Here is a 22,056-nt window from a genome sequence, read left to right on the forward strand (position 1 = left end):
CGGGAGGTCCAGGGGCGCCGGGTACTCGGGCCGGAACTCCGCGGCCGGTGTGGTGGCGCGGGACGCGGCGCGGCGGGCGCGCACGGTCGCCGTGCCCGTACGCAGCCCGTCCGCGCGGGCCGTCACCCGTACCGTGCCCGGCCGGGTGCCGGACCGCACGATGGCGAGGGCCTTGCCGTGGAAGGCGGTGCGGGTGCTGGCCTGGTAGCGCTCGGCGCTCTCCTGGCGGCCGTTGTCCAGTCCGGCGAGGGAGCCGCCCGCGACGTCGAAGGAGAGCAGGTGCTCGGCGCCGGGGACCACCACGCCGCGCCGGTCCACCACCTCGGCCGTCACGAAGACCAGGGACCGGCCGTCCGCGGCGACACTCTCGCGGTCCGGGGTGAGGCGTACCGCGTGCGGCGCCCCCGCGGTGCGCAGGGCGTCGGTGGCGACCGCCCTGCCGGCCCGCCGGGCGACGGCCTTCAGTTCGCCCGCCTCGTAGGGCACCTTCCAGGTCAGGTGGAGCTTGCCCGCGCTGCCGTTCGGGCTGGTGTAACTGCCGGGGTAGGGGCCGTCGGTGAAGGTCTTGTCGTCGCCGGTGGCCTCGGTGGTCTCCAGGTACGTCCGGCCGTCGACGGTCTTCTTCGTGTCGAACGTACGGGTGCCGAGGGACCTGCCGTTCAGGAACAGTTCGACGGTGTCGACGTTGGCGTACGCCCAGACCTCGACCGTGTCGCCCTCGCGGTGGTTCCAGGTCGTCGGCAGCAGGTGGACCATCGGCTCGTCCGTCCACTGGCTCCGGAACAGGTGGTACATGTCCTTCGGGAAGCCGGCGGTGTCGACCGCGCCGAAGAAGGACGCCTTCACCGGGAAGACGTCGTACGGGGTCGGCTCGCCGATGTAGTCGATGCCGGACCACAGGAACTGGCCGGCGAACCACCTCCGGTCCCGGTCCTTCTTGTGGCCGTACTCGCCGCTCATGGTCCAGGAGGCGAGGTTGTTGTCGTAGGACGAGGTGGCCCGCTTCCCGGGCGTCTGGTTCTCGCCGGTGTTGAGGTGCTCCGGCTCCTGGTAGGTGCCGCGCGTGGAGGTCTCGGACGACGACTCGGACTCGAAGAGGAAGAGGTGCGGGTAGGCCGCGTGCAGGTCGTCCACCGACTTGGCGGTGTTGTAGTTGAGGCCGAGTCCGTCCAGCTTGGCCAGCATCAGGTCGGCCGCGGAGCCCTCGGCGGGCATCCGGCGGTACTTGTCGGAGCCGATGACCAGCGGACGGGTGTCGTCGGCGGCCCGGATGGCCTCGATGACCCGGTCGGCCATGGCGAGTCCGGCGGCGGAGGTGGAGTCGGGGACCTCGTTGCCGATGGACCACATCACCACGGCGGGCGAGTTGCGGGCCGCCAGCACCATCTCGGTGGCGTCCTTCTCGCACCACTCGTCGAAGAACCGGCCGTAGTCGTAGAGGTTCTTGCCGGTGCGCCAGCAGTCGAAGGCCTCCACCAGCATCACGATGCCCATCTCCTCGCAGACCTCGATCATCTCGGGCGCGGGCGGGTTGTGCGAGGTGCGGAAGGCGTTGACGCCCATCGACTTCATGATGGTCATCTGGCGGCGGATCGCGTCGATGCTCACGGCGGCGCCGAGTGCGCCGAGGTCGTGGTGCAGGTCCACGCCCTTGATCTTGGCGTACCGGCCGTTGAGGTGGAAACCCTCCTCGGGGTCGACGTGGAAGGTGCGGACACCGAACGGGGTGCGGCAGGTGTCGACGGTCCGGCCGCCGACACGCAGTTCGGTGTGCAGGGTGTAGCGGTGCGGCGTGGCGAAGTCCCACATCCGCGGGCTGGTGACGGTGAGTTCGTGGGTCTCGTTCGCCTCTTCGGCGACGCGGGCCGTGGAGGCGGCGCGGGCCACGGTGCGTCCGTCCGCGTCCTTGACCGCCGACCGGATCTCGACCTCGCGCGCGGTGCCCGACGCGTTCACGACGGACGTCTCCACTCGGACGACGGCGCGCTCCTCGCTCACCCGCGGTGTGGTGACGTACGTGCCCCAGCGCCGTACGTGCACCGGTTCGGTGACGACGAGGCGGACCTCGCGGTAGATGCCGCTGCCGGAGTACCAGCGGCTGCTCGGCAACTGGTTGCGCACCTGGACCGCGAGGACGTTCTCGGTGCGGCCGTCGGTGTGCACCAGGTCGGTGAGATCGAGGGCGAAGCCGGTGTAGCCGTAGGGTGGCGGCCGGCCTCCCGGCCGTTGCAGTGGACGCGGGAGTCCATGTAGACGCCGTCGAACTCGACCGAAACCCGTTTGCCGGCGAGGGCGGGCGGCAGGGTGAACGCGAGGCGGTACCAGCCGAGGCCGCCCGGCAGGAAGCCGGTGCCGCTGGTGGTGCCGTGCTCGGTGGTGGGTGTCTGTTCGATGCTCCAGTCGTGCGGGACGGCGACCTCGCGCCACGCCGAGTCGTCGTACGCCGGGTCCGCGGCGCCGGTGGAGTCGTCGGCGGAACCGTCGGGGTCGGCCAGCAGGAAGCGCCAGCCGTCGAGCAGGGGGATGGTGTGGCGGCCCGCACCGCTCTCGGTGGCGTCCGCGGCCCACGCCGACGGGGCGCCCACCGCCGCCCCGGCCGCCGGGGCGGCGGCGGAGGCGATCAGAACCGATCTGCGCGTGACCGTCATGGCGGATCTCCCTCATCAAGCTCAACAGGACTCAGAAGTACTCACAACTGATCGGGACCAAACAGATTCTGACGTTGTGCCACACGCGGCCGTCAAGACCACGGAAAGCTCTTTCTGTCCCGGGCGGCCCAGCCGTTCGGCGGCCTCCGCCTCCCCGGGGCGATCGCGGGCCCGATGGTTCGGGTCCGCGCGGGGCCCGGACGCACTAGGCTGGGACTCAGGTGACGCGCTGTTCACTGAGGGTGTGCGCAATGGAGTGGCGACGATGAGTCCGGTCAACCCGTTCGACGATGCCGCCACGGCCCGCGCAGTCGTCGACGACTCCGGCACCCTGCTGGAGTGGAACGAGGGCGCCAGCCTGCTGCTGGGCCATCCCGCCGCCGAGGTCGTGGGGCGCCCCGCCGCCGGGCTGCTGGCCGACGGCGGCGACGACACTCCCCCAGGGCCCGGCGACGAACACTGGAACGGCACCCTGGCGCTGCGGCACCGCGACGGGCACACCGTGTCCGTGTGGGTGCTCGCCCACCGCAGACCGTCGCAGGACGGCGCACCTCGGACGTGGCTCGCCGTCGCCCCCTTGGAGCGTGGTTCCGACCCGGCGGACGACCCGCTGGTCAGAGCCGCTCTCACCCAGGCCCCCTGCGCCATGATGATCTTCGACGACCGGCTCCTGCTGCGCGGTGTCAACGACGCCATGGCGCAGCTCGTCGGACTCCCGCCCGACCGCCTCCGCGGTCTGCGGGCCACCGACATGAGCGGCCGGCCGCAGAACGCCGAACTCGAACGTCACATGCGGCGGGTACTGGCCTCCGGCCACCGGTACGACATGCAGGCCCATCTCAGGGCCGTCGGCGAGAGCCGCGCCCACGCGTGGAACGCCCGTATCGCGCCGCTCACCGACGCCGGCGGCCGGGTCCTCGGCGTGTGCGTGAGCGTCCACGACCTCACGGAGCAGCACCTCGCCCGGGAGCGGCTGCAGCTGGTCAACGAGGCCAGCGTGCGCATCGGCAGCACGCTCGACGTGACCCGAACGGCCCAGGAGCTGGCGGACGTGTGCGTGCCCGCGCTCGCCGACTTCGTGAGCGTCGACCTGCTGGACCCGCTCGAACAAGGCGGTGAGCCCGCCGCCGTGCTCGAGCCGCCGGTCGGCCTGCGCAGGACGGCCCACCGGTCGGTAGCCCCGGGCGGCCCGGAGGCGGTGGCCGAACCGGGACAGCTGGACCTTTACCCGGCCGGCTCGCCCCAGGCCGAATCTCTGCTCTCGGGGCAGGCGATCGTCGCCGCGGACGCCTTCGGCGACCTCGAACGGTGGCTGGAATGGGACCCCGTCCGCCTGCGGCGGGTCAGGGAGTACGGCATCCACTCCACGATGTCCGTGCCGCTCCAGGCCCGCGGTACCACGCTCGGCGTCGCGGTCTTCACCCGGTTCCGGCAGCCCTACCCGTTCACCCACGACGACGTGCTGCTGGCCGAGGAGGTTTCCGCCCGCGCCGCCGTCTGCATCGACAACGCCCGCCGGTACTCCCGCGAGCGCGAGGCCACACTGACCCTGCAGCGCAGCCTGCTCCCGCGGTGGCTGCCGCCCACCGCCGCGGTGGAGGCGGCCTCCCGCTACCTGCCGGCGGCCCGTTCGGGGGTCGGCGGCGACTGGTTCGACGTCATCCCGCTGTCCGGGATGCGGGTCGCCATGGTCGTCGGGGACGTCGTCGGCCACGGCATCCAGGCCTCGGCAACCATGGGCCGGCTGCGCACCGCCGTCCGCACCCTCGCCGACATCGACCTGACGCCCGACGAGCTGCTCACCCACCTCGACGACCTGGTCGTCCGGCTGTCCGAGGAGTCCGGCGACGACAGCGCGGGCGAGGTCGGCGCCACCTGCCTGTACGCGGTGTACGACCCGGTGTCGCGGTGTTGCTCCCTGGCCCGGGCCGGGCATCCGCCGCCCGTCCTCGTCCCGCCGGACGGCCCGCCCCAGCAGGTCGAGCTGCCTTCGGGCCCTCCGCTGGGCGTGGGCGGGCTGCCGTTCGAGTCCGCCGAGCTGGAGCTGCGCGAGGGCAGCGTGCTGTCGTTCTACACCGACGGGCTGGTCGAGAGCCGGGAGCGGGACGCGGATGCCGGTCAGGCGCTGCTGCGCGAGGCCCTGGCGGCCCCCGCCGAGTCGCTCGACGCGACGTGCGACCGGGTGCTGAACGCGCTGCTCCCCTCGGGCAGCGCCACCGACGACGTGGCGCTGCTGCTGGCCCGCACCCGAGGGCTGCCCGCCGGTCAGGTCGCGACCTGGGACATTCCGGCCGACCCGTCGCTGGTCGCCCCCGTCCGCAAGCAGGTCGTCGAGCAGCTGTCCGCCTGGGCCCTGCTGGAGGCGTCCTTCACCGCCGAACTGGTCGTGAGCGAGCTGGTCACCAACGCCATCCGCTACGGCTCCCCGCCCATCCGGCTGCGGCTGATCCACGACACGGCCACGCTGATCTGCGAGGTCTCCGACACCAGCCATACGGCGCCGCATCTGCGCCGGGCCAAGACCTGGGACGAGGGCGGCCGCGGGCTGCTGCTGGTGGCCCAGCTGACCCAGCGCTGGGGCAGCCGGCACACGACCGAGGGCAAGACGATCTGGGCGGAGCTGGGGCTGCTCGACGAGGCGTGAGCCGCAGGCGTGAGCCGGACGAGCGCACCGCGTCTCCGTAGTGCCCCGTCGTTTCCCGGCTCGCGCGGCGGGACACTCGAAGGCCCAGGGCGTACGGTGCCGCCGCAGGGGACGGGCCGTGCGCGAGACCGACGGGAGTGTGGAGAACCGATGGCGAACACGTCCCAGCCCGTACACCGCACCGCCCTGCTGGCGAGCGCGGTCGCGCTCCTCGGCCTGGTGAGCGCCTGCGGCAGCGAGAGCAGCACGTCGAGCGCCCCACGACCCACCGAGGCCCCGCGCACTACCAGTCCGGGCACCGGTGCGTCCACCGCACCCACGGTCACCACCGCGCCCAGCGACACCGCCGGATCGGCCTCCGCCTCCGCCCGCACCGACGGCCGCTGCCACACCGCCGAGCTGCGTGCCGCCGTCGGCCGCGTCGACCCCGGCGCCGGACAGCGGAACTTCCCGATCGTGCTGACCAACACCTCCGACCGCACCTGCACCCTGTACGGGTATCCGGGCGCCGCCTTCGTCGACGCGTCCGGCAAGCAGCTCGGCCCGGACCCCGAGCGCGCGCCCTCTTCTCCCCGGACGGTCACGCTGACCGCGGGGAAGAGCGCGTGGGCCGGGCTGTCGTTCTCCAGCCCGCAGATCAGCGGCGCCCGCACCGCCACCCCGGCGGCGCTGCTCGTCACCCCGCCGGACGAGCGGGACCCGATCGAGGTCGAGTGGAAGGCCGGCGAGGTCCCGGTGGGCGGCGACGAGTCGTCGGTGTCCGTCACCGCCCTGGAGCCCGGGACGGGACCCTGACACGTCGAGTCGGGTTTCAGTGACCGGCGATCGGGTGCGGCGCGTAGGGCCGCTCCAGCTCCTCGATCTCCTTCTCACTGAGCGTCAGTTCGACCGCCGCCACGGCGTCCTCCAGGTGCCCCGGCTTCGACGCGCCGATGATCGGCGCGGTCACCGTGTCCTGGTGCAGCAGCCAGGCAAGTGCCACCTGGGCGCGCGGCACGCCGCGGTCACCGGCGATGCGCGTGACGGCCTCGACCACGGCACGGTCGCCCTCCTGGTAGAGCGTGCTGCCGAAGTTGTCGGTGGCGCTGCGCTCGGTGGCGGTGTCCCAGTCCCGGGTGAGCCGGCCGCGGGCGAGCGGGCTCCAGGGCAGCACGCCGACGCCCTGGTCCGCGCAGAGGGGCAGCATCTCGCGCTCCTCCTCGCGGTAGACGAGGTTGTAGTGGTTCTGCATGGACACGAATTTCGTCCAGCCGTGGCGCTCTGCGGTGTACTGGGCCTTGGAGAACTGCCAGGCGTACATCGAACTGGCCCCGATGTAGCGGACCTTGCCCGCCTTCACCAGGTCGTGCAGGGCCTCCATCGTCTCCTCGACCGGCGTGTGCGGGTCGAAGCGGTGGATCTGGTAGAGGTCGACGTAGTCGGTGCCCAGGCGCTTCAGGCTGTGGTCGATCTCGGTCATGATCGCCTTGCGGGACAGTCCGGCGCCGTTGGGTCCGGGCCGCATCCGGCCGTTCACCTTGGTCGCGAGCACGAAGTCGTCCCGGCGGGCGAAGTCGCGCAGCGCCTTGCCGACGATCTCCTCGCTGGTGCCGTCGGAGTAGACGTTGGCCGTGTCGAAGAAGGTGATGCCGGCCTCCAGCGCCTGCCGGATCAGCGGACGCGAGGCCTCCTCGTCGAGGGTCCACTCGTGTGTGCCGCGGCCGGGATCGCCGTAGGTCATGCAGCCCAGGCAGATCCGCGACACGTCCAGGCCCGTCGAACCGAGCTTCACGTACTGCATCGTTGCTGCTCCTGTCTTCGGGATCATCAGTACCAGGGGCGAGCGTACGTCTTCGTGCGGGCTCGAAGCCGGGGCGGGTCAGGGCCGTTCGAGCAGGTCGAGCGCCCGCTCCCAGGCGAACTCCGGGCGACCGCCGTCCTTGCCCGCAGCACCGGCGTACGGGTCGCCGAAGCGCACGCCCATCCCGCGCAGCCGGGTCAGGCTCTCCCGGTACGCGGGGTGGGAGGCCAGCGCGTCGGCCACGCACGGCAGGACGGCGACGGGGACGCCCAGGCCGCAGGCCTCGCACAGGGTGGCGACGGCGAGGGTGTCGGCCAGGCCGGCGGCCCATTTGTTGACCGTGTTGAAGGTGGCGGGCGCGACCACGACGGCGTCCGGCGCCGGGAAGGGCCGCGGATCGCCCGGGCGGCGCCAGGCCGAGCGGATGGGGCGGCCGGTCCGCGCCTCGACGGCGGCGGTGTCGAAGAAGCCGTCCATGGCGACCGGGGTCGCGAAGACGCCGACCTCCCAGTCGCGCTCCTGCGCGGCGGTGATCAGCTTGCTGACGCCACAGGCCACGCCCGCGGCGCAGACGACGACGTAGAGAAAGGGCTGCTTCTGCGCCCTCTCCGGCTTTTCCCGCCTCGCCGGCCTTTCCAGCCTCGCCGGCTTCTCGGATTCCTCGGCGCCCCGGACCTGTTCGCTCACCCGGGAACCCTACTGAACGGGCCGCGGGCCGTGGATGCGGCGGTCCGACTCCGTGATGGCCACGTCGTTGATGCTCGCCTCCCGCCGGGTCATCAGGCCGTGCTCGTCGAACTCCCAGAGTTCGTTCCCGTAGGAGCGCCACCACTGGCCTTCGGCATCGCGGGACTCGTACTGGAAGCGGACGGCGATGCGGTTGCCGTCGAAGGCCCAGAGGTCCTTGCGCAGCGCGTACTCGAGTTCGCGCGCCCACTTGGCGGTCAGGAACTCGACGATGGCGGCACGGCCGGTGAGAAAGGTGTCGCGGTTGCGCCAGACCGAGTCCTCGGAGTAGGCGAGCGCGACCCTGTGCGGGTCGCGGGTGTTCCACGCGTCCTCGGCGGCCCGCACCTTGCGGGCGGCGGTTTCCCGGGTGAACGGCGGCAGGGGCGGGCGGGCAGTGGTCATGGCCGAACCTCCGTGCGGAGAAGTGGAGAACGGACGTTCTCTGTGCTTGACTGCTACCGTACGAGAACGCACGTTCTCTGGTCAAGGAACGCATCGAGGCACACGCCGGGGAAGAGGTGGCCATGGACAGCGAAGTCGCCCGGGGACGGGCTCTGGACGCGGCGGAGCGGCTCTTCTACGGGCGGGGCGTCCAGGCCGTCGGCATGGACGACGTCCGCGGCGACTCCGGCGTCTCGCTGAAACGCCTCTACCAGCTGTTCCCGGCGAAGGAGCAGCTGGTGGTGGCCTACCTGGAGCGGCGCGACGCGCGCTGGCGGGCGCGGCTGGCGGAACACGTCGACCGGTACGAGGAACCCGGCACCCGGATCCTGGCCGTCTACGACTGGCTCGGGCAGTGGTTCGCCGAACCGGACTTCCGCGGCTGCGCGTGGATCAACGCGTACGGCGAACTGGGTGCCACCTCCGCCCCGGTGGCGGACCGGGTGCGGGCGCACAAGGGGGCTTTTCGGGAGTTCCTCGACGGCCTCGCGGCGGGCGCGGGACTGCCCGCCGCGGTGGGCGGGCAGCTGTTCCTGCTGGCCGAGGGCGCCATGGTGACGGCGGGCGTCACGGGCGGCACGGAACCGGCCCGGGCGGCACGTGAGGCGGCGCGGGTGCTGCTGGGAGCCGCCGGCGCGGACACCCCGGCGGCGGACGCCGTCGGTGTCAGCCCACCGTCTGCGACACGGTGACGGCTCCGACGGGGCAGGCCCGGGCCGCTTCGCGTACCAGTGCGCTGCCGCCGCCGTCCTCCCGGCCGGGCCGGACCGTGCTGTAGCCGTCGTCGTCCTGGGTGAACACGTCCGGTGCGGTCAGCGCGCACTGGCCCGCGCCGACGCAGGTGTCCTTGTCGATGCCGATGTGCATGTCGGGAGCCTCCTACCAGGCCACGGGGAGTTCCAGCATCCCCTGGACCGTGTCTCCGGGTTTGAACGGAATCTCCTCCGCGGGGGCGGCCAGGCGCAACGAGGGCAGCCTCTCGAAGAGTGTGCGCAGTGCGATCTCCAGCTCCGCGCGGGCCAGGTTCTGACCGAGGCACTGGTGGATTCCGAACCCGAAGGCGACGTGGTGGCGGGCCGGGCGGTGCCAGTCGAGGGCGTCCGGGTCGGGGTAGACGGTCTCGTCGCGGTTGATGACGGAGGTCGAGAAGACGACCCCGTCGCCGGCCCGGATGGTCTGCCCGTCCACCTCGATGTCCTCGGTGGCCAGCCGCAGCAGCCCGTCCGCGATGGACAGGACGCGCATCAGTTCCTCGACCGCGCCGGGGAGCAGGGCGGGGTCCTTCCGCAGCTCGGCCAGGCGGCGGGGGTTGCTCAGCAGGGTGTAGGTGCCGAGCGAGATCATGTTGGCGGTCGTCTCGTGGCCCGCGACCAGCAGGATGACCGCCAGCGCGACCAACTGCTCGCGGTCGACGGCGCCCTCGCTCAGCTGATGCCGGACCAGGTCGTCCAGCAGGCCCTCGCCGGGCGCCCTGCTCTTGCGGTCGATCAACTCGCCCAGATACGCCTCCAGTCGGTCGCGGGCGTCCTGGGTGTCGGCGGGCCGGGGCCCGCGCAGCAGCCGACGGGACTGCTCCTCGAAGAAGTCGTGGTCGGCGTAGGGGACGCCGAGCAGCGCGCAGATCACCATCGAGGGGACGGGCAGCGCGAAGTCCGTCACCAGTTCGGCGGGCGGGCCCTGCGCGATCATCGCGTCGAGCCGTTCGTCCACGATCCGCTGGATCCGCGGGCGCAGGGCGGTGGCGCGCTTGAGGGTGAACTCGGGGAGGACCATCCTGCGCTGGGCGCGGTGTTCGGGGTCGTCGACACCTAGCAGGGCGGTCCTGCGGTCGCGTACGGCGGCGAGGCGCGCCGAGGTGGCGGGGAAGCCGTCGCGGGTGCGGTCGGTGGACAGCCGCTGGTCGGCCAGCAGCCTGCGGGCGGCGGCGTGTCCGGTCACCAGCCAGGCCGGACGGCCGTCGAAGAGGGAGATCCGGGCCAGCGGCCGGGCGGCGCGCAGTGGGTCGTATGCGGCGGGAGGGTGGTAGGGGCAGGTCCGGTCCCGCGGGAAGGCGACGGGTTCCGTCGCTCCCCCGCCCGGCGCCGTACCCGTGTCCGGTGTTGTGGGCGTGTCCGGCGTTGCGTGCGTGTCCGTCATGGAAGACCTCGCAGACGAAGAGTGCGTCGTGCCGATCTTCATTAGATGCCCCAGGCACCTATACGACGACGACAAGTTCGGCCAGATCGGTGGCGGGAGCAGACTGGCCGGGGATCGCCGCCGCGCCGGCGTTCCGGTCGCCCACGCCGAGCACCACCGCGCCTCCCCATCGTCGACCGGGATCCGCCCGATCCGGTGCGTGGTCGCGCGGCTGTTGGAGATCGGCGGGCTGGACGGGGTACGGATGGATACGGCACCGGCCGGTGTTGCACCACGGTGCCAGTCAGCCGTAGGACACGATGATGGGACGGAAGCCATGCCTCTTGAGGGCGAGTACGAACCCAGCCCGACGCAGTGGGTGCGCGAACAGGTGGAGCTCTACGAGAGCTCGGGCGGCACGAAGGGCACGACCCTGATGGACACGGGGATGCCCGTCATCGTGCTGACCACGCGGGGCGCGCGGAGCGGCAGACTCCGCAAGACGCCGCTGATGCGCGTCGAGCACGAGGGCCGTTACGCCGTGGTCGCCTCCCTGGGCGGGGCGCCCAAGCACCCGGTCTGGTACCACAACGTGAAGGCCGATCCCCGTGTGGAACTTCAGGACGGCCCGGTGAAGCGGGACATGACCGCCCGTGAGGTCACCGGCGCGGAGAAGGCCGAGTGGTGGGAGCGTGCCGTCGCGGCGTATCCGCCGTACGCCGACTACCAGAAGAAGACGGACCGGGAGATCCCGGTCTTCGTCCTGGAAGCGGCCGACGGGAGCTGAACCCGGCGGGAGGAAGTTTCCCGGATCTGCGTGCATGGACCGACGCCGACCGGGAACACGCCGTTCAGGCCCCGCCGCGTTCCCCCGTCGCGGCGGGGCTTTCGGCTGCCTCCTGCGCGGGCCGGTCGGTGACGTCGAGGAAGATCTGCCTCGCCTCGGGAACGGTGCGCGCGATCGACCTCTTGATGCGTACGGCGACCTCCTCCACCCGCTCGCTGTCGAGGCCCGGGACCAGGTCGATGCGGGCGGCCACCAGGGTGGAGTCGAGGCCCGTCTTCATGGTGAACAGCGCCTCGACGCTGTCGATCTCCGGCTGCGCCCGCAGCAGTGACCGGATCCGGCCGCAGGCCTCCGGGTCGGCGGCCTCGCCGATCAGCTGGTCGCGGGCCTCACGGCCCAGCCGGTAGGCCACGAACACGAGCAGGGCGCCGATCGCGAGCGAGGCGCAGGCCTCCCACACCACCTGTCCGGTCACCATGTGCAGGACCATGCCGGTCATGGCGAGCGTCACGCCGAGCACCGCGGTGCCGTCCTCGGCGACGACCGTGCGCAGGGCCGGGTCACGCAGGCCGGTGGCGATTCCCCCCTGGCCCCGCACCTGGTGCAGGGCCCGCAGCAGGGAGCCGCCCTCGGCGAGCAGGGCGACACCGAGCACGATCAGTCCGGCCACGTAGCCGCTCAGCTTCTCCTGGCCGCCGGTGCGCAGGGCCTCGACGCCCTGGAAGAAGGAGAAGCAGCCGCCCATGACGAAGATGCCGACGGCCGCGAGGAGGGACCAGAAGAATCGTTCCTTGCCGTAGCCGAAGGGGTGGCGCCGGTCGGCGGGGCGGCGGCTGCGGCGCAGGGCGGCGAGGAGGAAGACCTCGTTCATGCTGTCCGCCACCGAGTGCGCCGCCTCCGACAGCAGCGCGGGTGATCCCGCGATGAAGCCGCCCACCGCCTTGGCGACGGCGATCACCAGGTTGGCCGCCAGTGCCACCAGCACGGTGACGCGCGTCCTGCGGTCGGCCCTCCCGTCGGCCGCGCGGTCGGGGCCGCGGTCGGCGTCGATGTCGGTGTTCCGGTCCTGCTTCTCTTCCGAGGCTGTCCCACTCACGAGGGGCCGAATGCCCCCGGCCTACGCGGCTCACACCCCCCTTGTGGGTGGCCCGCCAGTGCCGACGGCCGAAAACGGGGAACGCGTCCACCAGGGCACACGAACGACTGGAAGGCAGGCCCATGAGCGGTGACGGCGGGACGCCCGGCAACAGCGGCTACGGCAGGAAGGCGTTCAAGCGGTCCAAGAGCCACTTCGCGGACCGGATCACCGCGGACGGCCGGGACGGGTGGCCGGTGGCATCCGGCCGGTACCGGCTGGTGGTGAGCCGTGCCTGTCCATGGGCGAGCCGCGCCCTGGTCTCGCGGCGGCTGCTCGGTCTGGAGGATGCCCTGTCCCTGGCGATCACCGACCCCGTCCAGGACGACCGCAGCTGGCGCTTCACCCTGGACCCGGACGACCGCGACCCGGTCCTCGGCATCCGCTTCCTCAGCGAAGCCTACGACCGGCGCGAGACGGGCTACCCGGGCGGGGTGAGCGTGCCGGCGGTCGTGGACGTACCCAGTGGGAAGCTGGTCACCAACGACTACCAGCAGATCACTCTGGACCTCGCGACCGAGTGGACGTCCCTGCACCGGCCGGGCGCGCCCGACCTGTACCCCGACGCCCTGCGCGACGAGATCGACGAGGTGATGGCGGGCGTCTACGAGGACGTCAACAACGGTGTGTACCGGGCGGGCTTCGCCACGGGCCAGGAGGAGTACGAGGCCGCGTGCGCGGGCGTGTTCCGGCGCCTGGAGCAGCTGACGCCCCGGCTGGAGCGGCAACGCTATCTGGTCGGCGACACGATCACCGAGGCGGACATCCGGCTCTTCACGACGCTGGTCCGCTTCGACGCCGTGTACCACGGCCACTTCAAGTGCAACCGCTGGAAGCTGACGGAGAATCCGGTGCTGTGGGGGTACGTCCGCGATCTGTTCCAGACGCCCGGCTTCGGCGACACCGTCGACTTCGACCACATCAAACGCCACTACTACCAGGTGCACACCGGCATCAACCCGACCGCCGTCGTGCCCCTGGGCCCGGACCTGTCCGGCTGGCTCACGCCCCATCACCGGCAGGAACTGGGCGGCCGGCCGTTCGGCGACGGCACACCGCCGGGGCCGGTCCCCGCCGACGAGGCCGTTCCGGTACGGGGCAGGCCCTGACCGCACGACCGATCCCACCATCGATTCACTCACCGAGCACAAGGAGATCCACGTGGCCAAGAAGAAGAAGCAGAAGCTCCCCCTCGCCTACAAGCCCGTCGGCTTCGCGCTGGGCTGGGTGGGCGGCACGCTGGCCGGGCTGGCGTTCCAGAAGACGTGGAAGGTGATCCGGCACGAGGACGACGCTCCCGACGCGCTGGACCCGGACCGCGGCTGGGGGGAGATCCTGCTCGCCGCCGCGATCCAGGGCGCCATCTTCGCCGCGGTGCGCAGTGCCGTGGACCGGACGGGAGCCAAGGCCATCGAACGCTCGACCGGTGTCTGGCCGGCCGGCGGGAAGGGCGGACGCGACTGACCGCACGGGGCCCAGCCCTCTCCCCCGTCACCGACGGCACCCGGCAGGCGGTCGCTAGCCCTGCTTGGGTGCCGTCTGCGCGGTGCGGCGCAGGGTGAAGGAGTGACCCGCCGGGTCCGAGTAGCCGCGCTCCTCGTGCACCCCGAGTGCGTCCTTCGCCTCCACTGGACGCCCACCGAGTTCGACGACACCGCGTTCCGCCTCGTCCAGGTCGTCCACCCAGAAGTCCAGATGGGCCTGGAGGGAGTTCTCGGGCCGGGGCCAGCTCGGCGGGGTGGCGTTGACGTCCCGCCGGAACGCCATACGGAAGCCGTCGGCCGACCTGATCTCGATCCGGTTGGCGGTCGCGTCGGTCTCTTGCGCTCCCAGCAGCCTCTTGTAGAACTCGGCGAGCTTCTCGGGCTCGGCGCAGTCGAGCACCACGACGCCCGCGTTGACCAGTGCCATGTCTCCTCCGAAGGATTCCGGGCGCGGGACGTTCGTGCCCCGCGCCCTGTACCTTGCGGATATCCCGGCCCGGCCGATTCACTCGGCCGGCGGCCACCGGCCGTCGCGCGTCAGTTCGCGCCCCACGATCTCGTTGGCCTCGCGCCACGCCTGGTTCCGCTGCGGATGGATACGGAAGTACAGGTACGGCGTGGCGAGCGCGCGCGGGTCGATGCCGGTCCTGGCGGCGAACAACCCGGCGTCCTGCTCGGGCAGTTCGACGGGCTCCGCGGTCTCGACGGTGACTTCGGCCATCACCACGTCACGCTCCGCCAGCGGACGCACGCGCTGTTTCCCCGACCTGGCGGAGCGAGGCAAGCTGGGTGACCATGAGCGACGTGAACACCATGCGAGCCATCAGCCAGGACGTCCTCGGCGGTCCCGAGGTCCTCAAGGAAGTACGGCCCGAGCGTCCCGAACCGCGCCCCAACGAGGTGCTGGTACAGGTGCGTGCCGCCGGAGTGAACCCCACCGACTGGAAGCACCGGGCCAACGGCGGCTTCCTCGGCGAACCGCCCTTCGTGCTGGGCTGGGACGTCTCGGGCGTCGTGGAGGCGGTGGGGATCGGCGTCGCCGCCTTCCGGCCCGGCGACGAGGTCTTCGGCATGCTGTCCTACCCGTTCGGCCACGGCTCCCACGCGGAGTACGTCACCGCGCCCGCGCGCGCCTTCACGCACAAGCCGGCCGGGATCGACCACGTCCAGGCGGGCGCGCTACCCCTGGTGTCGCTGACGGCGTGGCAGGCGCTGGTGGAGCGGGCGGACGTCCAGCCGGGACAGCGAGTGCTGGTCCACGCGGCGGCCGGCGGTGTCGGCCATGTGGCGGTGCAGATCGCCAAGGCCCTCGGCGCCCACGTGATCGGCACCGCCAGCGCCGGCAAGCACGAGTTCCTGCGCTCCCTCGGGGCGGACGAGACGGTGGACTACCGGGAGACCGACTTCGCCGAGGCCGTGAAGGACGTCGACGTCGTCCTGGACACGATCGGCGGCGACACGTCCCTGCGGTCGCTGCGCGTGCTGCGCCCGGGCGGGGTGGTGGTCTCGATCCTGCCGGTCGGGTCGGACGAGTTCTACGAGGAGGCCGAGCGGCTGGGCGTGCGTGCGGTGCGGATGCTCGTGGACGCCGACCGGGCCGGCATGCGCGAGATCGCCGGACTGGTCGAGTCGGGGAAGCTGCGGGCCACGATCGCGCGGACGTTCCCGCTGGGGGAGGCGGCGCAGGCACACGCGCTCGGCGAGACCGGCCGCACCACGGGGAAGCTGGTCCTCGTGGTCGACTGACCGGCCGGGTGTGAGATTTCGATGACATATGTCAATCGAACATGCTCAAGCTCGCTCGATCGGGGTAACTTTTCGAGCGGAGCAGGCAGTAGAACGTAGGTAGTCGGGCCCCCGGAGCAGGCTGGAGGCAAGGTCGTCGTGCGGCAGCAATCCCCGTCGCCCACCCGGCATCTGCACGTGCGCCGCGACCGGGGGCACACGGTGCTGGAGTTCCGGGGCGAGATCGACATCGCGTCGGCGGAGGAGATCGCCCCGCGTCTGGACCGGGAGACGGAGCGCCCCGACGCCCTGGTCGTGCTCGACCTGAGCGGGATCGAGTTCTTCGACTGCTCCGGACTGCGGCTGCTGTACCGGGCCCGCCGCCAGGTGCTCGACCGGGGCGGGCAGGTGCACCTGGTGTGCGCCCACCCGCTGACCCTGCACATGCTGCGGATCACCGGCCTGGCACTGCTGATGCCGCCGCGGCCGACTCTGGAGGAGGTGCTCGGCGTCAGCCGGACGGCGGAGCGTCGAACAGGGCGCTGACCGACTCGCCGTTGTGGATGCGGCGCACTGCCTCGGCGAGCGCGGGGGCGATGGAGAGGATCCGCAACTTCTCCGTGTGGTCGTCGGCCGGTACCGGCACGGTGTTGGTGCACACGATCTCCAGCACGTCCGGCTGCTCGCTGAGCCGCCCCAGCGCACCGGCCGCGAACAGCCCGTGCGTGCAGGCGATCCGGATCGTGCGCGGACCCGCCTCCCGCAGCCGGTCGAGAAGTTCCAGCACGGTGCTGCCCTTGGCGATCTCGTCGTCGAGCACGATGACGTCCCGCCCGGCGACGTCCCCGATCACGGCGCTGATACTGACCCGGTCGTCGGCGTACCGCTGCTTGGCGCCGGCCGCGACCTGGGCGCCGAGCATCCGGGCGAACGCGGCGGCCTCCTTGGCGTTGCCCAGGTCCGGTGAGACGACCGTGGTGCGGGACAGGTCGTACTGACGGAAGTGGGCGGCCAGTTCACGCAGCGCGTGCAGGTGGTCGACCGGGACCGAGAAGAACCCGTGCACCTGGGGCGAGTGCAGGGTCATGGCGAGGACCCGGCTCGCGCCCGCCGCCACCAGCAGGTCAGCCGCCAGACGCCCGCCCAGCGAGATGCGGGGCGCGTCCTTCTTGTCGGAGCGGGCGTAGGAGTAGTGGGGCATGACGACGGTGATGCGGCCGGCCGACGCCCCGCGGGCCGCGTCGCACATCAGCAGCAGTTCGACGAGATGTTCCTGGACGGGCTTGACCAGCGGCTGGATCAGGAAGACGTCCCGCTCGCGGCAGTTGGCCTGGAGCTGTACCTCCAGACAGTCGTTGGCGAACCGGCTGACCCGGGTGGGGCTCAGAGGGACGCCCAGGTGTGCGCAGACCTCCTCGGCCAGCTCGGGATGGGCACTACCGCTGAACACGGCGATGTCTCGCACTGACCGCTCCTAGCATGATCCTGACCGGCCGGGGGACCTCAGCTTACGGATATCCGGTTGCGGCGGACCCGGGGGGTGGCGCCATCATGAGGCCGTCCGTGTTCGCCCCTCACCAGGTCAGGATCCCCCGCATGCGCCGACTCCTCGACATCACCCAGTGCCCCTTCCGGCCCACGGTCATCGAGGACTCGACCCCACATGCACATCCCGGACACCCGGAACACCCTGAACATCGGCATTCTGGCCCACGTCGACGCCGGTAAGACCAGCCTCACCGAACGGCTCCTGTTCGACCACGGCGCCATCGACCGGCTGGGGAGCGTCGACGCCGGCGACACCCGTACGGACGACGGCGGCATCGAGCGGCGCCGCGGCATCACCATCCGCTCCGCGGTCGCCGCGTTCACCGTCGGCGACACCCAGGTCAACCTGATCGACACCCCGGGGCACTCCGACTTCGTCGCCGAGGTCGAGCGTGCTCTGGAGGTGCTGGACGGCGCGGTGCTGCTGCTGTCCGCCGTGGAGGGCGTACAGGCGCGGACCCGCGTGCTGATGCGTACCCTGCGACGGCTGCGGCTGCCCACGCTCGTCTTCGTCAACAAGATCGACCGGGCCGGCGCGCGCACCGACGGCCTGCTCACCGACGTCCGGCGCCTGCTGACGCCGCACGTCGCACCGCTGACCCGGGTGACGGACGCCGGCACCGCGGGCGCCCGGGTCACGCGCCGCACGCCGGACGAACGGACCGCCGAGGCGCTCGCCGAGGTCGACCCGGACATCCTGGCGGCACTGGTGGACGGCCCCGAGCCGACCGCCGGGGACCTCGCCGCCGCACTCGCCGCCCGCACCGCGGACGGCTCGTTCCACCCGCTGTACCACGGCTCCGCGCTCGGCGGCCAGGGCGTCGCGGAGCTGGTCGAGGACCTGGTCGGGCTGGTCCCGGTCGCCGCACCCGCCACGGCCGGCCCCGCGGCACCGAGCGGAACCGTCTTCGCCGTGCGCCCGGGACCCGGCGGCGAGCGGACGGCGTATCTGCGCCTGTACGACGGTGAGGTGCGCCCACGCCGTCGGCTGACGTTCCTGCGGCGCGAGTCCGACGGGCGGACCACCGAGGTCCCCGGCCGGGTGACGCGTCTGGACGTGGTCGGCGGTGCGGGAACACTCACCGCCGGGAACATCGCCGCGCTCACCGTTTCCGGTGGCCTGCGTGTCGGCGACCGGCTCGGCGGGCTGACCGACCGCGCCCCGCAGTTCACGCCGCCGACCCTGCGGACCGTCGTCCGGGCGCGGCGCACCGAGGAGGCGGCGCCGCTGCGCTCCGCCCTGCTGGCGCTGGCCGACCAGGACCCGCTGCTGCACGCCCGCCCGGCGGACTCCGGCGCCACCACCCTGCTCCTTTACGGCGAGGTGCAGATGGAGGTGCTGGCGGCGACGCTCGCCGAGGACTTCGGCATCGAGGCGGAGTTCACGCCGGGCCGGGTCCGGTTCCTGGAGCGCCCGGTGGGCACCGGCGAGGCCGCGGAAGAGATGCCGTGGCTCGACCGCACCCGGTACTGGGCGACGATCGGGCTGCGCGTCGAGCCGGGGCCGCGCGGCTCGGGCGCGGTGTTCGGCTACGAGACGGAGCTCGGCGCGCTCCCCCGCGCCTTCCACCAGGCCGTCGAGGAGACGGTCCACGCCACGCTGCTGACCGGTCTGACCGGCGCCGCGGTCACGGACTACCGGGTCACGCTGACCCGCTCCGGTTTCAGCTCGCCGGTCAGCACCGCGGCGGACTTCCGCGGGTTGACGCCGATCGTGCTGCGCCGGGCCCTGCGGCAGGCGGGGACGCTGCTGTACGAGCCGTACCACGCCTTCGAGGCGGAGGTTCCGCCGGACGCGCTGGCGCCGGTGACGGCCCGGCTCGCCTCGCTGGGCGCGGACTTCACCGGTACGACGGGCGGCGACCCCGCCTGGCTGATCACCGGCGAGCTGCCGGCCCGGCGGGTACGGGAGGCCGAGCTGCGGCTGCCGGGTCTCACGCGCGGAGAGGCGGTGTGGTCGTCCCGGCCAACGGAGGACCGTCCGCTCAGGCCGTCGCACTGAACCGTACGCCAACTGCACCGCCTGGCTGAGGAGATGGAGGGCATCAGGACAGTAGGAAGGAGGGCCGTCGCCATGACGACTCCCATCAGGAAGCTCCCCCGGCGCATGCCCGGCTGGGCGAAGGTGCTGTGCGCGGTCGTGCTGGTGCTCGTCGTGCTGTTCGCGGGGCTCCGGCTGAGCGTCGTACCGGGGCTGAAGGATCTCTTCGGCACCGAGACCCAGGACCGCTCGGGCCCCGCACTGCTGAAGTCCGTCCAGGACATCAGCCGTTACGAGGCCGCCTCCGGCAACTTCCAGGTCGTCGTGGACCTGGAGAAGGACGCCAAGCTCCTGCCCGACGCGATCCGCGGCACCCGCACCCTGTACGTCGGGGCGGGCACCGTCGACGCCTTCGTCGACCTCGGCAAGGTGGACGAGGACGACGTGAAGGTCAACAGCGACCGCACGTCGGCCACTCTCCGGCTGCCGCACGCGGCGCTCGGTGAGCCGGCCCTCGACCCCGAGCGCTCCTACGCCGTGTCCAAGCAGCGGGGGCTCCTCGACCGCCTCGGCGACCTGTTCTCGGACAACCCGAACGGCGAGCAGGCCGTGCAGAAACTCGCGGCCCGGCACATCGGCGACGCGGCGAAGGACAGCGAGCTCAAGGCGCGCGCCGAGAGCAACACCACGGCGATGCTCCGGGGCCTGCTGCACTCCCTCGGCTTCGAGGAGGTGCGGGTGGTCTACGGGCCCTGAGCGGCCTGTCACGGGGGCGGGACCGGCCGGTTCCGGTTGCCGCCCGGTATCCCCGACGGTTCGGCGGGTAACCGCCTCACCACGCGGGGGAAGTTGACGACTGGAGGACCGAATGGCTCGTGCCGCCTCATCAGGGCCGCGCTCCCTACTACGCCCCCGCGCCACCAAGGACGAGGACCCCGACCGGCGCGAACGGCGCCCGCTCGCCCTGCCGTTGCGCGCTCTGGCGATGGTCTGCGCGTTCGCCTTCATGGTGGCGTTCGCGGTGGTGCTGGCGCGGCTGACCCTGCACCCCTCCCCCGCGTCGGAGGCGCTGACGCACACCAACATGCACCCAGGCCGCTCGCTGAGGGCCTATCTGGACCAGCCCGCGTTGCGGGACGCCGTCAAGCAGATCGGCGGCAACATCCTGCTGGGCGTCCCGTTCGGCGTACTGGTCCCGGTCGTCGCCCCGCGCACGCGCGGGCTGCTGCGGGTGCTGCTGCTGACGGCCGTCGTGATGCTGCTGGTGGAGTTCGCGCAGGGTGCCCTGGTCACGGGGCGGGCGTTCGACATCGACGACGTCATCCTCAACACCTCGGGGGCGCTGATCGGTTACCTGCTCCTCGGCCGGCGGATGAGCCGTGCGGTGCACGCGCGCCGGCGACGTACCTGAGAGAACGAGAGGTGGTCCGTACCAAGGTATTGACCACCTCTTAATTCACTACTTGAATCAAGAGGCGACACCCTTACCCCCACCTCGGTCGGCGCCCCCGTCCCCGGGACGCCGTACGGAAGGGAGAGCCGTGATCCGTCCACGCCTGCTCCGCAGATGTCTCCTCGCCGCCGCCCTGTCCGCCGGGCTGGCCGCTTCCCTCGTGACCGGCCCCGCCCAGGCGGAATCCGGAACCGCCAGGGACGCCGACGCCTCGGCCGCCGCCGTGACGTTCTCCGACACGTTCGACGGACCGGCCGGTGCGGCCGTCGACTCCTCGAAGTGGCAGATCGAGACCGGCGACAACGTCAACAACCACGAACGGCAGTACTACACCTCCGGCAACAAGAACGCGGCCCTGGACGGCCAGGGCCACCTGGTCATCACGGCCCGCAAGGAGAACCCGGCCAACTACCAGTGCTGGTACGGCACCTGCCAGTACACCTCCGCCCGGCTCAACACCTCCGGGAAGTTCACCGCGCAGTACGGGCACGTGGAGGCGCGGATGAAGGTGCCGCGCGGGCAGGGCATGTGGCCCGCCTTCTGGATGCTCGGCACCCCGGTCAACTGGCCGGACTCCGGCGAGATCGACATCATGGAGAACGTCGGCTTCGAGCCCTCCACCGTGCACGGCACCATCCACGGCCCCGGTTACTCCGGCGCGGGCGGCATCGGCGCCGGATACACCCTGCCGGGCGGCCAGGCCTTCGCGGACGGCTTCCACACCTTCGCCGTCGACTGGGCGCCCGACTCGATCACCTGGTCGGTGGACGGCAACGTCTACCAGCGGCGCACCCCTGCCGACCTGGGCGGGAAGCAGTGGGTGTTCAACAGGCCGTACTTCCTGATCCTCAACCTGGCGGTCGGCGGCTACTGGCCCGGCGACCCGGACGGCTCCACCGTCTTCCCGCAGTCGCTGGTGGTGGACCACGTCTCGGTGACGACGAGCGACTCGTCGGCCGGTGGCGCGATCAGCGGCCTCGGCGGCAAGTGCGTGGACGTAGCCGCGGCGAACTCGGCCAACGGCACCCCCGTACAGCTCTACGACTGCAACGGCACCGCGGCCCAGCGGTGGACGGTGGGCGCCGACGGCACGATCCGGGCGCTCGGCAAGTGCCTGGACGTCGACGGAGGCGGCACCGCGGACGGCACGGTCGTCCAGCTGTGGGACTGCAACGGCAGCGCCGCCCAGCGGTGGGTCGTCACCGCGGCACGCGACATCGTCAATCCGCAGGCCGACAAGTGCCTCGACGCCACCGGCAACAGCTCGGCCAACGGCACCCGCCTGCAGATCTGGACCTGCTCGGGCGGCGCCAACCAGAAATGGACGGTCGGCTGAGGCGCCCTGCGGGGCCTAACGAGGCGTCCAGGTGAACTTGTCCCCGCCCACCCAGCGGACCACGTCCGGGTCGTCCAGGTCGTGGACCGTGATGCCGAAGGCCGCGGCGGCCACCAGTACATCGGTGACCGCCTTGGCCTCACCGACCACCTGGCCGTCGATCTCCACGATCCGGAACGGAGGCGTGCCCGGCTGCACCTGGAGCACGAGGATCCGCGGACTGCCGATGTGCGGGCTCTCGATTTCGGTC

22 protein-coding genes and 1 pseudogene are annotated in these 22,056 nt (G+C 71.9%); 12 read left to right on the forward strand and 11 right to left on the reverse strand.

Annotation, left to right across the window (positions count from 1 at the left end; translation table 11 throughout):
* Positions 1 to 2,648, reverse strand: a pseudogene (locus EBH09_RS03270) (glycoside hydrolase family 2 TIM barrel-domain containing protein); the annotation flags it as partial.
* 265 nt (positions 2,649 to 2,913) lie between these two features.
* Between EBH09_RS03270 and EBH09_RS03275 the strand changes: the two are divergent.
* Together EBH09_RS03275 and EBH09_RS03280 are read left to right on the forward strand one after the other, a co-directional pair.
* Complete coding sequence (locus tag EBH09_RS03275) at positions 2,914 to 5,292, forward strand: SpoIIE family protein phosphatase (protein WP_193776088.1); 2,379 nt, start codon at positions 2,914 to 2,916, stop codon at positions 5,290 to 5,292.
* 150 nt (positions 5,293 to 5,442) lie between these two features.
* On the forward strand, positions 5,443 to 6,087 hold the full coding sequence (locus EBH09_RS03280) for a DUF4232 domain-containing protein (protein ID WP_121745495.1): 645 nt from the start codon (positions 5,443 to 5,445) through the stop codon (positions 6,085 to 6,087).
* A gap of 16 nt (positions 6,088 to 6,103) precedes the next feature.
* On the opposite strand, the gene EBH09_RS03285 is transcribed toward EBH09_RS03280, so the two are convergent.
* The 3 genes from EBH09_RS03285 to EBH09_RS03295 all read right to left on the reverse strand — a co-directional run bounded on the left by EBH09_RS03285 (position 6,104) and on the right by EBH09_RS03295 (position 8,203).
* The gene (locus EBH09_RS03285; protein WP_121745496.1) at positions 6,104 to 7,072 is read right to left on the reverse strand and encodes an aldo/keto reductase; all 969 of its coding nucleotides are present in this window, start codon (positions 7,070 to 7,072) and stop codon (positions 6,104 to 6,106) included.
* A 78-nt stretch (positions 7,073 to 7,150) separates the two neighbouring features.
* Entirely contained in the window at positions 7,151 to 7,711 is a 561-nt protein-coding gene (locus tag EBH09_RS03290) for a flavoprotein (protein ID WP_121746211.1), read from the reverse strand.
* A gap of 57 nt (positions 7,712 to 7,768) precedes the next feature.
* Positions 7,769 to 8,203 carry a nuclear transport factor 2 family protein gene (locus tag EBH09_RS03295; RefSeq protein WP_121745497.1) on the reverse strand — a complete coding sequence of 145 codons (435 nt, stop codon included), beginning with the start codon at positions 8,201 to 8,203 and terminating at the stop codon, positions 7,769 to 7,771.
* A gap of 122 nt (positions 8,204 to 8,325) precedes the next feature.
* Between EBH09_RS03295 and EBH09_RS03300 the strand changes: the two genes are divergently transcribed.
* A complete protein-coding gene (locus EBH09_RS03300; protein ID WP_121745498.1) occupies positions 8,326 to 8,934 on the forward strand; it encodes a TetR/AcrR family transcriptional regulator in 609 nt (202 codons plus the stop codon).
* Here the strand turns inward: EBH09_RS03300 and EBH09_RS03305 are convergent.
* Both EBH09_RS03305 and EBH09_RS03310 read right to left on the reverse strand, forming a co-directional pair.
* Positions 8,909 to 9,109 carry a ferredoxin gene (locus EBH09_RS03305; RefSeq protein ID WP_121745499.1) on the reverse strand — a complete coding sequence of 67 codons (201 nt, stop codon included), beginning with the start codon at positions 9,107 to 9,109 and terminating at the stop codon, positions 8,909 to 8,911. The genes EBH09_RS03300 and EBH09_RS03305 overlap by 26 nt on opposite strands.
* Before the next feature lie 12 nt (positions 9,110 to 9,121).
* On the reverse strand, positions 9,122 to 10,378 hold the full coding sequence (locus EBH09_RS03310; RefSeq protein ID WP_121745500.1) for a cytochrome P450: 1,257 nt from the start codon (positions 10,376 to 10,378) through the stop codon (positions 9,122 to 9,124).
* 316 nt (positions 10,379 to 10,694) lie between these two features.
* On the opposite strand from EBH09_RS03310, the gene EBH09_RS03315 reads away from it, so the two are divergent.
* Entirely contained in the window at positions 10,695 to 11,144 is a 450-nt protein-coding gene (locus EBH09_RS03315; protein WP_121745501.1) for a nitroreductase family deazaflavin-dependent oxidoreductase, read from the forward strand.
* Between the two features lie 64 nt (positions 11,145 to 11,208).
* Here the strand turns inward: EBH09_RS03315 and EBH09_RS03320 are convergent, their stop codons facing one another.
* A complete protein-coding gene (locus EBH09_RS03320; protein ID WP_238697214.1) occupies positions 11,209 to 12,195 on the reverse strand; it encodes a cation diffusion facilitator family transporter in 987 nt (328 codons plus the stop codon).
* A 167-nt stretch (positions 12,196 to 12,362) separates the two neighbouring features.
* Here EBH09_RS03320 and EBH09_RS03325 point away from each other — a divergent pair, with 167 nt between their 5' ends.
* Positions 12,363 to 13,388: a glutathione S-transferase C-terminal domain-containing protein gene (locus tag EBH09_RS03325; RefSeq protein ID WP_121745503.1), complete on the forward strand. Its 1,026-nt coding sequence runs from the start codon at positions 12,363 to 12,365 to the stop codon at positions 13,386 to 13,388.
* Between the two features lie 52 nt (positions 13,389 to 13,440).
* A complete protein-coding gene (locus EBH09_RS03330; RefSeq protein ID WP_121745504.1) occupies positions 13,441 to 13,743 on the forward strand; it encodes a DUF4235 domain-containing protein in 303 nt (100 codons plus the stop codon).
* A 54-nt stretch (positions 13,744 to 13,797) separates the two neighbouring features.
* Here EBH09_RS03330 and EBH09_RS03335 read toward each other — a convergent pair whose 3' ends face one another.
* Both EBH09_RS03335 and EBH09_RS03340 read right to left on the reverse strand, forming a co-directional pair.
* The gene (locus EBH09_RS03335) at positions 13,798 to 14,190 is read right to left on the reverse strand and encodes a VOC family protein (RefSeq protein WP_121745505.1); all 393 of its coding nucleotides are present in this window, start codon (positions 14,188 to 14,190) and stop codon (positions 13,798 to 13,800) included.
* A gap of 78 nt (positions 14,191 to 14,268) precedes the next feature.
* Complete coding sequence (locus tag EBH09_RS03340; protein ID WP_121745506.1) at positions 14,269 to 14,514, reverse strand: hypothetical protein; 246 nt, start codon at positions 14,512 to 14,514, stop codon at positions 14,269 to 14,271.
* A gap of 44 nt (positions 14,515 to 14,558) precedes the next feature.
* On the opposite strand from EBH09_RS03340, the gene EBH09_RS03345 reads away from it, so the two are divergent.
* Positions 14,559 to 15,509, forward strand: coding sequence for an NADP-dependent oxidoreductase (locus EBH09_RS03345; protein ID WP_193776090.1), 951 nt, complete (start codon positions 14,559 to 14,561; stop codon positions 15,507 to 15,509).
* A 138-nt stretch (positions 15,510 to 15,647) separates the two neighbouring features.
* The gene (locus EBH09_RS03350) at positions 15,648 to 16,034 is read left to right on the forward strand and encodes an anti-sigma factor antagonist (RefSeq protein ID WP_121745507.1); all 387 of its coding nucleotides are present in this window, start codon (positions 15,648 to 15,650) and stop codon (positions 16,032 to 16,034) included.
* Here EBH09_RS03350 and EBH09_RS03355 read toward each other — a convergent pair.
* Positions 16,000 to 16,953: a ribose-phosphate pyrophosphokinase gene (locus tag EBH09_RS03355; protein WP_121745508.1), complete on the reverse strand. Its 954-nt coding sequence runs from the start codon at positions 16,951 to 16,953 to the stop codon at positions 16,000 to 16,002. The two genes, EBH09_RS03350 and EBH09_RS03355, sit on opposite strands and share 35 nt — an antisense overlap.
* 198 nt (positions 16,954 to 17,151) lie before the next feature.
* On the opposite strand from EBH09_RS03355, the gene otr(A) reads away from it, so the two are divergent.
* The 4 genes from otr(A) (at position 17,152) to EBH09_RS03375 (ending at position 21,806) form a co-directional block, all read left to right on the forward strand.
* On the forward strand, positions 17,152 to 19,038 hold the full coding sequence (otr(A), locus tag EBH09_RS03360) for a tetracycline resistance ribosomal protection protein Otr(A) (RefSeq protein WP_121745509.1): 1,887 nt from the start codon (positions 17,152 to 17,154) through the stop codon (positions 19,036 to 19,038).
* Positions 19,039 to 19,110: 72 nt separating this feature from the next.
* A complete protein-coding gene (locus tag EBH09_RS03365) occupies positions 19,111 to 19,773 on the forward strand; it encodes a DUF4230 domain-containing protein (protein WP_121745510.1) in 663 nt (220 codons plus the stop codon).
* A 112-nt stretch (positions 19,774 to 19,885) separates the two neighbouring features.
* Positions 19,886 to 20,428: a VanZ family protein gene (locus EBH09_RS03370; RefSeq protein ID WP_121745511.1), complete on the forward strand. Its 543-nt coding sequence runs from the start codon at positions 19,886 to 19,888 to the stop codon at positions 20,426 to 20,428.
* 130 nt (positions 20,429 to 20,558) lie between these two features.
* Positions 20,559 to 21,806 carry a glycoside hydrolase family 16 protein gene (locus tag EBH09_RS03375; protein ID WP_121745512.1) on the forward strand — a complete coding sequence of 416 codons (1,248 nt, stop codon included), beginning with the start codon at positions 20,559 to 20,561 and terminating at the stop codon, positions 21,804 to 21,806.
* Positions 21,807 to 21,821: 15 nt separating this feature from the next.
* On the opposite strand, the gene EBH09_RS03380 is transcribed toward EBH09_RS03375, so the two are convergent.
* Positions 21,822 to 22,056: hypothetical protein (locus EBH09_RS03380; RefSeq protein WP_238697170.1), on the reverse strand; the 235-nt coding region annotated here is incomplete at its 5' end.

It is taken from the genome of Streptomyces sp. E2N166, from assembly GCF_003671715.1.
In the GTDB taxonomy this organism is placed as follows: Bacteria; Actinomycetota; Actinomycetes; order Streptomycetales; family Streptomycetaceae; genus Streptomyces; species Streptomyces thinghirensis.

Excerpts from the sequence above, each read along its gene's own strand:
- EBH09_RS03345 (WP_193776090.1), top strand. The coding sequence starts at position 14,559 with ATGAGCGACGTGAACACCATGCGAGCCATCAGCCAGGACGTCCTCGGC.
- EBH09_RS03300 (WP_121745498.1), top strand. The coding sequence starts at position 8,326 with ATGGACAGCGAAGTCGCCCGGGGACGGGCTCTGGACGCGGCGGAGCGG.
- EBH09_RS03325 (WP_121745503.1), top strand. The coding sequence starts at position 12,363 with ATGAGCGGTGACGGCGGGACGCCCGGCAACAGCGGCTACGGCAGGAAG.
- EBH09_RS03305 (WP_121745499.1), bottom strand. The coding sequence starts at position 9,109 with ATGCACATCGGCATCGACAAGGACACCTGCGTCGGCGCGGGCCAGTGC.
- EBH09_RS03285 (WP_121745496.1), bottom strand. The coding sequence starts at position 7,072 with ATGCAGTACGTGAAGCTCGGTTCGACGGGCCTGGACGTGTCGCGGATC.
- EBH09_RS03280 (WP_121745495.1), top strand. The coding sequence starts at position 5,443 with ATGGCGAACACGTCCCAGCCCGTACACCGCACCGCCCTGCTGGCGAGC.
- EBH09_RS03365 (WP_121745510.1), top strand. The coding sequence starts at position 19,111 with ATGACGACTCCCATCAGGAAGCTCCCCCGGCGCATGCCCGGCTGGGCG.
- EBH09_RS03335 (WP_121745505.1), bottom strand. The coding sequence starts at position 14,190 with ATGGCACTGGTCAACGCGGGCGTCGTGGTGCTCGACTGCGCCGAGCCC.
- EBH09_RS03295 (WP_121745497.1), bottom strand. The coding sequence starts at position 8,203 with ATGACCACTGCCCGCCCGCCCCTGCCGCCGTTCACCCGGGAAACCGCC.
- EBH09_RS03275 (WP_193776088.1), top strand. The coding sequence starts at position 2,914 with ATGAGTCCGGTCAACCCGTTCGACGATGCCGCCACGGCCCGCGCAGTC.
- EBH09_RS03370 (WP_121745511.1), top strand. The coding sequence starts at position 19,886 with ATGGCTCGTGCCGCCTCATCAGGGCCGCGCTCCCTACTACGCCCCCGC.
- EBH09_RS03310 (WP_121745500.1), bottom strand. The coding sequence starts at position 10,378 with ATGACGGACACGCACGCAACGCCGGACACGCCCACAACACCGGACACG.
- EBH09_RS03315 (WP_121745501.1), top strand. The coding sequence starts at position 10,695 with ATGCCTCTTGAGGGCGAGTACGAACCCAGCCCGACGCAGTGGGTGCGC.